The organism is Alkalibacillus haloalkaliphilus C5, assembly GCF_000269905.1.
Taxonomy (GTDB): Bacteria; Bacillota; Bacilli; order Bacillales; family Alkalibacillaceae; genus Alkalibacillus; species Alkalibacillus haloalkaliphilus_A.
The window spans coordinates 1-10,670 of record NZ_AKIF01000103.1; the positions used below are offsets into that span (position 1 = coordinate 1).

Annotated in this window: 8 protein-coding genes and 1 pseudogene; 6 read left to right on the forward strand and 3 right to left on the reverse strand. The window is 37.3% G+C overall.

Translation table 11 applies throughout. The annotated features are described in order from the left end of the window. From A194_RS0111000 to A194_RS18220, 3 genes are all read left to right on the forward strand, one after another. On the forward strand, nt 1-334 hold a 334-nt coding region (locus A194_RS0111000), incomplete at its 5' end, for an RsmD family RNA methyltransferase (protein WP_017186897.1). Next, complete coding sequence (gene coaD, locus A194_RS0111005; protein ID WP_017186898.1) at nt 331-822, forward strand: pantetheine-phosphate adenylyltransferase; 492 nt, start codon at nt 331-333, stop codon at nt 820-822. The genes A194_RS0111000 and coaD, both read left to right, overlap by 4 nt. A 67-nt stretch (nt 823-889) precedes the next feature. Continuing rightward, the gene (locus A194_RS18220) at nt 890-2,212 is read left to right on the forward strand and encodes an AMP-binding protein (RefSeq protein WP_272942211.1); all 1,323 of its coding nucleotides are present in this window, start codon (nt 890-892) and stop codon (nt 2,210-2,212) included. Between the two features lie 47 nt (nt 2,213-2,259). Here the strand turns inward: A194_RS18220 and ylbJ are convergent, their stop codons facing one another. Continuing rightward, on the reverse strand, nt 2,260-3,474 hold the full coding sequence (gene ylbJ / locus A194_RS0111015; protein ID WP_017186900.1) for a sporulation integral membrane protein YlbJ: 1,215 nt from the start codon (nt 3,472-3,474) through the stop codon (nt 2,260-2,262). Nucleotides 3,475-3,613: 139 nt separating this feature from the next. Here ylbJ and A194_RS0111020 point away from each other — a divergent pair, with 139 nt between their 5' ends. Together A194_RS0111020 and A194_RS0111025 are read left to right on the forward strand one after the other, a co-directional pair. Then, nucleotides 3,614-4,393, forward strand: coding sequence for a patatin-like phospholipase family protein (locus tag A194_RS0111020; RefSeq protein WP_017186901.1), 780 nt, complete (start codon nt 3,614-3,616; stop codon nt 4,391-4,393). 3 nt (nt 4,394-4,396) lie between these two features. Beyond that, nucleotides 4,397-5,413, forward strand: coding sequence for a SepM family pheromone-processing serine protease (locus A194_RS0111025; protein ID WP_017186902.1), 1,017 nt, complete (start codon nt 4,397-4,399; stop codon nt 5,411-5,413). 542 nt (nt 5,414-5,955) lie between these two features. On the opposite strand, the pseudogene A194_RS18225 reads toward A194_RS0111025, so the two are convergent. Both A194_RS18225 and A194_RS0111035 read right to left on the reverse strand, forming a co-directional pair. Further along, nucleotides 5,956-7,984 (reverse strand): annotated as a pseudogene (locus tag A194_RS18225) (ABC transporter ATP-binding protein). 1 nt (nt 7,985) lies between these two features. Next, a complete protein-coding gene (locus tag A194_RS0111035; protein WP_017186903.1) occupies nt 7,986-9,728 on the reverse strand; it encodes an ABC transporter ATP-binding protein in 1,743 nt (580 codons plus the stop codon). A 592-nt stretch (nt 9,729-10,320) separates the two neighbouring features. On the opposite strand from A194_RS0111035, the gene A194_RS0111045 reads away from it, so the two are divergent. Next, entirely contained in the window at nt 10,321-10,500 is a 180-nt protein-coding gene (locus A194_RS0111045) for an SE1832 family protein (protein ID WP_017186905.1), read from the forward strand. Nucleotides 10,501-10,670: the final 170 nt, after the last annotated feature.

Here is a 10,670-nt window from a genome sequence, read left to right on the forward strand (position 1 = left end):
GGTTAAAGATAATGTGAAGAAGCTCAAAATAAGCGATCAATGTGAAATTTTTCGAAATGATGCAATTCGAGCGGTCAAGGCAGCAGGTAAACATGGTAAGAAATTTGATTACATCTTTCTCGATCCCCCTTATCGCAAAGTGTCATTTGATAAAATTTTTAATCAACTACTAAAAGCTGATGTGTTGACTGAGGAAGCGATGGTTATTTGTGAGCATGACCCTAAAGATGAGCTTCCTTTCGACTTAAAACAATTTAAAGTCGTTAAGCAAGATACATATAGTAGTACAATTGCTGTTACCATTTTTTCTTACAATTTAGGAGGAAAATCATGAATAAAGTAGCCATTTGCCCAGGAAGTTTCGACCCGATTACAAACGGTCATTTAGATATCATTACACGAGGCTCTGAAGTGTTTGATCATGTGATCGTAGCTGTGTTTAATAACCAATCAAAGTCACCGCTTTTCACCGTTGATGAAAGGTTAGAGTTAATTAATGAAGCTACAAAAGAGTTATCAAACGTATCAGTGGATGTCAGTCATGGTTTATTAGTGGATTATGCGAAAGAGAAAAATGCTGCTGCGATTTTAAGAGGGTTAAGAGCAGTTAGTGACTTTGAATATGAAATGCAAATTACATCTATGAACCGCCATTTAAACGAAGATATTGAAACGCTATTTATGATGACAAACAATAAGTATTCGTTCTTAAGCTCTAGTATGGTTAAGGAAGCGGCTCGTTACCATTCAGATGTATCTGATCTTGTGCCAAAAGCAGTGGAAAATGCATTGAAGCAAAAGTACTTACAAAAGAATAAATAAGATGATGCCCAGTTAGCTTTAATAACTGGGCGTTTTTTAACCTAAGACTTAAATATCACTTAATCATATTAGTTACTTCGACACGTTGTTTGCATGTTTAAAAATTGGTGCGATTTTTGTACCGTTAAATTGGAGACTTTCGCAAGACGAATTAACATATGTTTTGCAGGACAGTGATCCTAAGTTTGTTATTATTCATCCGGAATTTGAACAATCGTTAGCATGGCTTAATAAAACTTACAATACCTTACTTATTGACCATTCGAATTATATGTATGATTTAGACCGGCAGGGCATAGGCGAAGTATCTTTGCATGAAACAGACCCTTTGGCAATGATATATACAGGTGGCACGACAGGTAAGCCGAAAGGAGCTGTTCTAAGTCATCGATCGGTTATGTGGAATGCGTTAAATACGATTATCAGTTGGGTTTTAACGAAAGATGATCGGACGTTAACAGCCATCCCAATGTTTCATACAGGAGGGTTAAATGCTTTATCAATACCAATATTAATGGCTGGAGGGCAAGTCATTATTCATGCCCATTTTGATCCAGATCAAGCAGTTGAACATTTAATTAAGTATCGTTGTACCATTGTTTTATTCATTCCAACGATGTATCAGTTCATTACAGAATCATTAATATTTAAAGAAAACGACTTCCCACATATGAAAGTGTTCTTATCAGGAGGAGCACCTTGTCCATTAATGATTTATGAACGGTTTGAAAATAAGAGACTTCAATTTAAAGAAGGGTATGGTTTAACTGAAGCAGGACCAAATAATTTCTATATTGAACCAGAGGATGCTCGTTTGAAGAAAGGCTCAGTTGGTCAAGAGATGATGTTTAATGACATAGATATCGTCAACGATTCAGGTGAGTCAGTTGCAATTAATGAAGTTGGTGAGCTTTGGTTAAGAGGGAAACATTTATTTGAATATTATTGGAACCAAGAAGAAGAAACGATGGCACAATTACATGGTGAGTGGTTAAAAACAGGGGATTTAGCGAGAAGAGATCAAGAGGGCTTTGTTTATATTGTCGGTCGTAAGAAAGATATGATCATATCAGGTGGAGAAAACATTTTCCCTTTAGAAATAGAACATTGGCTTGAATCACATTCTGACATACAAGAAGTAGCTGTAATTGGAGTGCCTAATGAGCTATGGGGAGAGAAAGTCGTAGCTTGCATATCGACCAGTAGCCCTAACCTTGATGTCGCCGAACTTGAAAATTATTGTGAAGAGAAATTAAGTCGATACAAAATTCCAAAAGCATTCTATTTCGTTGATGAACTACCGAAAACCCATGTCGGTAAAATAAATAAGACGGCACTTACTTGTTGGTTTCAAGAGCAACAAGTAAAAGAGGAAAACGGCAAGTCGTAATGTAAAAAGGTGATCTCAATTAGTTTTGAGGTCACCTTTTAATTTGATTAAGGATGGCTTTTACGAATTAAGATGAGGAATCCTACTAAAATGGTAGCAATCGTAATCAATGGGCCGTATTGGCTTAACCATTCTAACGCGATGACAGATAATCCAGTGTAGTCAGTATGTGTATCAACTGGTATATCGGATGGAGAAAGCAATGTTCTTTCAACGTATAATGGCTTAAACAAAATCGTTACTAGAAATACAGCAAATACTATATGAAGTAACCTTCCGAAAAAATATGGTGCGAAACGAATATCGGTATTGGCCAGTATACTTGCCACTTGTGATTGAATAGACAATCCATTGAAAGCGAGTATGGCACTGACTAGTATAACTTGAGCAAACAATGTAGTATGATCCGTTTGAGCAATCATCTGTGCACCTAACGTAATTTCAAATACACCACTTAGTATAGGAAGAGCTAAATCTTTAGGTTGAGAGAATATAGTTAGGACCTTTTCAATTGAACTAGCAATAACTGATGACACACCCGTTAAAAATAATAACTTGTTTAAAACAGAGAATAAAATAATAAATCCACCGATCATAACGAGTGTACGAATAGAAGACATAACGGCATCACCTAAAATTTTACCGAGTGGTTCAGAGTGTGACGTACGATGGTGATGTAAGGCGTACAGTGCTCGTCCAAAAGTTGACCCACGAATGTTTCTTTGATCATCTTCAGTTCGGTCATCTTCGTTTTGTTTATAAAATCTCATACATAATCCAACTAATATACAGGCTGAGTAATGACAGATTGCAATAAGAAATCCTAATTTTGGATCATGAAAAAAGCCAACAGCAATTGCACCAAATATAAATAATGGGTTTGAAGCGTTCGTGAAGGCTACTAGTCGTTCTGCTTCAGTTTTTGTAAGAACATTTTCTTGCCTTAAACGTGCAGAAATTTTTGCTCCTGAAGGGTAGCCGCTAGCTAACCCCATCCCCATAACAACACCTCCAGCCCCCGGGACATTAAAAAGAGGACGCATAAGAGGTTCTAATAAAACCCCGATAAATTTCACTACTCCAAAAGCTAATAATAATTCAGCTACAATGAAAAATGGTAGTAACGAAGGGAAAACTATTTCAAGCCATAAATTTAACCCTCTGATTGATGCTTCAAATGATTGGTCTGGAAAAGTAATAATAGCAACTGCGAGAAAGGTTGCTACTGTAGCATATAGAACAGAAGTTATTTTTGAAATCACCGCTTGTCCTCCTAATAACATCAAACTGTACGAATACAGACAAGAGTAGTAAAATATTTATAAATAGATGCAAAGATTTTAATCCATACTTATACAACACTATGCAACACGGTTTAGGAATAGAAGGGAGTGTTTATAGTTGTCCAGACCTAAAATTGGTCTAGCATTAGGGTCAGGTGGTGCTAGAGGCTTTTCTCATTTAGGTGTTATAAAGGTCTTTGAAGAACATAACATTCCGATTGATTATATTGCAGGTAGTAGCATGGGAGCGTTAGTGGGATCTTTTTATGGGGCTGGTCAAAAAGTTAGTGATCTTTATAATTTAGCGTTAAGTTTTAGGCGAAAATACTTCATGGATATAACGGTTCCTAAAATGGGGCTAATTCAAGGAGAACGGATTAAATCCTATATTCGTATGTTTACATATAATAAAAAGTTGGAACAATTTAATATACCTGTGGCCGTTGTAGCAACTGATGTACATAATGGAGAGCGTGTCATTTTCCGTGAAGGAGATGCTGCAACAGCTGTTCGTGCTAGTATATCGATTCCCGGAGTCTTCGTTCCAGAACGTGTGGGTGGCCGTTTGTTAATCGATGGTGGTGTTACAGACCGTGTTCCAATCTCAGTTGTTCGAGAGATGGGGGCAGATATAATTATTGCAGTTGATTGTTCAAAGTTTGAAGAAAATACAGATATCCATTCAATCTATGATATTATTATGCAAAGCATTGATATTATGCAAGATGATATGACGAGTCATTTAGTGATGGACGCAGATTTTGTATTACGACCTGAAGTGTATCAATTTAGTTCTCGAAACTATTCAAATGTTGGAGAAATTATCGCCAAAGGTGAACAAGAAGCAGAAAAGCACATAAAATCAATTAAGCGAGCGATGAAAGGTTGGAATGAATAAATTATGTTTAATAATAAAAAACAAGTCATTACGTTAGTTGTTACGATCGGTTTAGCACTATTTCTTTCATATTATCAACTCGATTATTACATATACCAACCTGGTGATACGACACCGTTATCGTCTGTCGTTGAAATGGAAGATAGTTTTGAAGGTGAAGGGGAGTTACATTTAGTTACAGTTCGAGGTGGTCAAGCAACACCATTGTATTATTTGTGGGCTCAAATTAGACCTCATTATGACATCGTTGATTTAGAACAAGTTAGGCCTCATGGAATAAGTCAAGAAGAGTATATGGAAGCTCAATTACAGCATATGGAAAGCTCTCAAGAAGCTGCTACTGTAGTCGCTTTTGAAGCGGCAGGTGGGGATATAACGATTGATTTCAAAGGTTCCTTTGTTGCTATGGTTGTAGAGGATATGCCTGCTGATGGACACTTGGAAATTGGTGATGAAATTATCGGAATAAACGGGCAAACGGTATCATCTTCAGAAGAGATTGTCGATGAAACAAGCTCAATGTCTGTTGGAGATGAAATTGAAGTTATTTTTATAAGAGATGGTGAAGAGTTGACAACTTCATTTGAACTTGACGCCTTTCCTGATGACCCTGAACGACCTGGCATGGGTGTATCACTTGTAACAGATCGTGATGTTCATGTCACACCCGAAGTTGAATACGAAAGCGGTCAAATTGGTGGACCTAGTGCTGGTTTAATGTTTGCTTTAGAAGTATATAACCGTTTAACGATGGATGATATGACTAAAGGTAGAACGATTGTCGGAAGTGGTGAGATCGACTACGAAGGTAATATTTATCGTATTGGTGGGGTTGATAAGAAAGTAGTATCCGCTGATCGACAAGGGGCTGATATCTTCTTTGCAGCTCACGAAAATGGTCGTGAAGGTTCTAATTATGATGAAGCGGTAGAAAAAGCAGAAGAAATTGATACAAATGTAGAGATCGTGCCAGTGGACACTTTCCAAGATGCACTTGATTACTTAAATAATTTAGAATAAAAGTAAGAAGTCGGGACAAAAGTTTTGGAGTGTAATGAAACCACGAATAATTGGCCAATCAGTTTAGTTTAGCAGACACTTAGTGGAATCAAAATGCGTAGACTCCTGGTCGTCTAAAAGCGGTCACGTCCTGCGCCTGCGGTTACTCGGCGCAAAATAAAGCGCTGAAGCTTTTAAAATCTGCATTTGTGACCAACGCCGACATTAGACCGTCCAGGTCGTCATGGGAGCAAAGGCCTGGGTGAGACCCCGGGATGCACCTGCGTCTTCAAGTTAAGCTTCGAAGTAGGCTTCCTCGGTGCAAAGCGCAAGGGAGTCACTCGAAGAAGTAGCTTGGCTCACAGCCGCCCATGCATAGAAAACACTGCGACAAACGACCGTAGGGAGTTTGAGCAGATGTTGCACTTGTGCCCTGTGGGTAAAAGCGAAGCATTTTGATGGAGCGGTAGCTAAAAGATAAACCCGAACGAAGTCAAAAGGTGATTTCGTTCGGGTTTTGTGTATTTCAATTAGTTCTGTCTCAGTCTTTTCTAATTGAACGCTTACGAAGTAGCAAAGGACTGTTTGCCGCCTAATTGCATTCTATACATCATATAATATTCACCTTGTGTTTGTAAGAGCGAATCATGCGTGCCCTTCTCTATTAGTTCACCTTGCTTTAACACGAATATTTGATCTGCGTCTTGAATCGTTGAAAGACGGTGAGCAATGACTAATGTTGTTCGGCCTTTCTTCAATACTTTTAAAGCCTCTTGAATCATAGCTTCGGTCTCAGTGTCGATATTAGCTGTCGCTTCATCAAGAATTAAAATAGCTGGATCAAACGCTAATGCTCTAGCAAACGATAATAACTGTCTTTGACCAGTTGAAAACTCAGCCCCTTTTTCTTTAACAGGTTCATCATACTGGTTAGGCAATTGCTCAATGAAGCGGTCAGCACCGACTGCTTTTAAAGCATTAATCGCATCTTCACGACTGATGCGAGGGTCATTCATCGTGATATTTGAAATGATAGTGACCCGTAATAAAAGGATCTTGGAGCACAATACCGATATGACTTCGTGCTTGTTGTCTCGATAACTCATTAATTGGTTTACCATCTATTAATATACGCCCTTTTGACGGGTCATAAAATCTAAATAAAAGATTCATAACCGTACTTTTACCAGAGCCCGTATGCCCGACAAAAGCAGCTGTTTCACCAGGTTGTATTGAAAAAGATAAATCCTTTAAGACATAATCATCTTTTTCATAAGCAAAGGAAACCAGATCAAATTCCACATAACCATCGTATCTCGTAATCGGTTTCGCTTCGACTTCTTCCCCTTCTTCGTCCAACAGTTCAAATACTCTTTTACCAGCAACTCTTGATTGTTCTAGTTGAGCTAACTGACTGACGATTTGGTTAACTGGTTCGAATAATCGAGTTAAATAATCAACAAAAGCATAAAGTACACCTGCTGTCACAATTCCGGTACCATCTAGCGAAATTCCACCAAAGTACATAATAAACGCTACAAAGGCAACATTTCGTAAAAAGTCGACTAAATTAAACGAAGTCAACGCGGTAAACGTATTCATTTTTCGTTGATAACGATAGTGGTATCGATTTAAATTTTCAAACTCACCTGTCATTCGATCAACTTGGTTGTATGCTTGAATAATGGACATCCCTTGAATAGATTCATTAATGTTAGCATTAATGCGACTGTTCGTTTCGCGAATTTCATGGTTATAGTGCCCCGCAACTTTACGGTAAACGACCATCCATACAACCATAATAGGTAACAAGACAAGGCAAATCGCTGCCAATCTTGCATCTAAAATAAATAATGCAATAAAAATACCGAACATATAAATAAATCCTGATGTGAATACTTCTAAAACCTTTTCATATAGTTCTTTAATCGCTTCTGTATCATTTGTTACGCGTGCGACAATCTTACCAGCTGGTTGATCAACAAAGTAAGGAATCGGAATACGTTGAATATGACTAAATACATCTTTTCGCATCGTTTGAATAATTCGGTTTGAAGCGTATTGTAATAGATAAGTTTTATAGTATAGAAATACTGATGAAGCAAGAATCAAACCTAAATATAGCCCTAACCAAGCTGCAATTGAACTCACTTCTGGTTGGAAGAAATGGAATAACTCATTTGTTGTCAGTGTTTGACCACTAACCGTTACTTCAGTTTGATCTACTTCAAGGACGAAAGTAGAACCATCACCTTCTACAAACCTCGCATTAAGTGGAACTTCTTCATCTAACAAGAAAAAGGACAACCCATCTTGGAATAACGTCACCACTTTTTCATCATCAATCGAATCATAACGTTCAACTCTAATGTAATGTTCGCCGTTAAATTCGATTGCACCCGTTTGTTCATCGGTAACAACATAGTGATTGGCCACCCCAACAATATGGTCATCAATTACCTTTTTTGCAATTAACGGACCGCTTAACTCCATCGCAACAGCGATCATTAAACAAACAATACCAATCATAATCGTCTTCTTATAATTTAAAGCATAATGAAAAAGGCGTTTCTCAGTCGTTTTTGATTTCATCTTATTCGCCTCCTTCCATTTGCTGTTTGACATATTGCTTAAAGTACCAGTTTCGTTGTTTCATTAATTGTTCATGAGTTCCGTGTTCAATCATTTTACCTTCATCTAATACGATAATTTGATCAGCATGTTTAACGGCTGATAGACGGTGAGCAACAATGATCGTCGTCTTATGAGAACGCTCTTCTTTTAAATGTTGGATAATTTTCGTCTCAGTTTGACCGTCGACAGCTGATAGTGAGTCATCTAATATGAGGCACTCCGGGTCTTTAATGAGTGCTCTTGCTAAAGAAACACGTTGTTTCTGTCCGCCTGATAACGTGACACCACTTTCACCAACAATCGTATTTAATCCGTCTGGTAAATGTTCAATGTCTTCACGTAACGAAGCTAACTCTAAAATTCGGTATATTTCTTCGTCCGATGCATTGACATCACCGAATAAAATGTTTTGACGAACCGTTTTAGAAAACAAAATATGGTCTTGTGGCACGTAACCAATCCATTCTCGTGTCATAGATAATGGAAATTGTTCAATTGGGGCATCGTTAATGGTTACAATACCATGCTCTGCAGGTGGATATTCTCTTAATAACTGTCTAATTAAAGTCGTTTTACCAGCACCTGTTTTGCCGACAATCCCAACCGTTTCACCTTGTTTAATCTCTAACGTAATCCCGTATAACTGATACGATTCTGCTTGAGGATACTTAAAGATAACTTGGTTAAAGTCAATTTTCTTAGGTGTGGTTATACTTACTTCATCATTAGGGTCTTGAACGTCTGGTTCATGTGAAAGCACTTCACCCGTACGATCAAGTGATGCATTTCCTCTTTGCATGACGTTAATGAGCTCACCGACCGCAAACATCGGCCAAATGAGCATTCCTAAATAAACGTTGAAAGTAACTAATTGCCCAATCGTAATGACACCTTGCATGACTAAATACGAACCATAACCTAATCCAATCGTATAAGCCATCCCAACTAATACTTTAATCGTCGGTTCAAATAAAGCGTCCATTTTAGCCACTTCAATATTTTTCTGAAACACTTCTTCTGTTTGACCATTAAATTGCTCTTCATCTCGCTTCTCCTGTACAAAAGCACGAATAACTCTAACCCCTTGAATCGATTCAAGCGAGTCGTTATTTAAATCACTAAAAGCAGTTTGAGCTTTTGTAAAACGCTCATGAATCGCTCGACCATACTTCTGCATTAATAAAGCCATGATTGGTAACGGGATTAAAGCCGCCAGCGTTAAATGCCAATTAATCATAATCGCCATAACCATCACAATTAAAAACATAAAGATTGTCGCATCGACTAAAGTTAAAATCCCAAAGCCTGCTGTCAACATGATCGCTCGTAAATCATTCGTACTTCTAGCCATTAAGTCGCCAGTTCGATAACGTCCGAAAAAGGTAGGCGTCATTCGCATAAAATGATCCATCAACTTAGAACGCATCTTTTTCTCAAGTAAAAAAGCACGACCAAACAGCGTATAGTCCCAAAAAAATGAAACGATATAAATAACGATTGTAAGACCGATAAATATCGCTAATAATTCATAAAACCTTTCAGTCGTTAATTGATTGTATTGAATAAGATCAATGACCTCACCGAGTAACATTGGTGGAATAACGCCAAGAATGTTTACAATAATGAGTGCGGTTACCGCCAAAGTATAGCGAAGCCATTGTTCCTTAAAAAACCAAGATAATTTCTTAAATACAGATATCATATATTACACCTCATTTCCTCTCTCTTTAGCTAACCACCGTCCATCCGACAACAAATATTTGATCGTTGAAGTATTAGCTGAACCATCTTCATCACTCCTTTCACATTAGTCAAACAACCAAATGAAACTTGGATCATGTCTATCACCTCCTTAAACAACAATAAGCACACTTAGCCTTTAAAAGCCTAAGTGTGCTTATCATAAAAAATAAAAAAGCCGCAACATGTATAACATGCGCGACTTTGCGATCACTCAATTAATGTAACAATTAATTAAAGGCAGACTCCGGCAAGGTCACGACAAATGGAAAGTATAAAATTGTATTCGTTAATGTGTTGTTATAGTTCATCATTTTCGCGACCTCCTTTTCCTTTAATTTCCTTTTAAATTATATACTTCTTTTCAGAAGATTACAACGGCTATTTAAAAAAAACTTGAAATTAGTTAAATGTGTTTAAGTATAAGTAACTGCATCATGTAGTGAAGGGGGCTGGATTAGTTATTATATTTTTGTGACAAAAAGTCTCATGAATTGCAAGAAAACTCTTATAAGGTTTACAATAAAGTTGATCTTTTAAATGGAGTGATTCAAATGACAAAAGAAGAAATCCAAGCACAAATTGATCAATTAAAGATGGATTACATTCGAATTCAAGGTGATCTAGATAAATTAGAAGCAAACGGTGGCAATGTAGCGATGCTAGAGAAATCGTTAAACCGTATCGAGGACGAGCTAGCTTCGTTAAGAAAGCAAAAGAATCGAGCGGATTAACTATAGCTTGTACTAAAGACCTAGTGAGGAAAGTGAAAAAGCTTTCCTCACTAGGTCTTTTTTAGTTAATAAAAGAGAAAGAATTTATTATTTTTTGCATCACTGTTCGTTAAATAGAATAAAATCGAGAAAAAGTAAGGAAATAGTGCATTTTAAAGAACAGAACAGTT

Bases quoted from the DNA above. Each gene is read 5' to 3' on its own strand.
- coaD (WP_017186898.1), top strand. From the start codon at position 331: ATGAATAAAGTAGCCATTTGCCCAGGAAGTTTCGACCCGATTACAAAC.
- A194_RS0111025 (WP_017186902.1), top strand. From the start codon at position 4,397: ATGTTTAATAATAAAAAACAAGTCATTACGTTAGTTGTTACGATCGGT.
- A194_RS0111035 (WP_017186903.1), bottom strand. From the start codon at position 9,728: ATGATATCTGTATTTAAGAAATTATCTTGGTTTTTTAAGGAACAATGG.
- A194_RS0111045 (WP_017186905.1), top strand. From the start codon at position 10,321: ATGACAAAAGAAGAAATCCAAGCACAAATTGATCAATTAAAGATGGAT.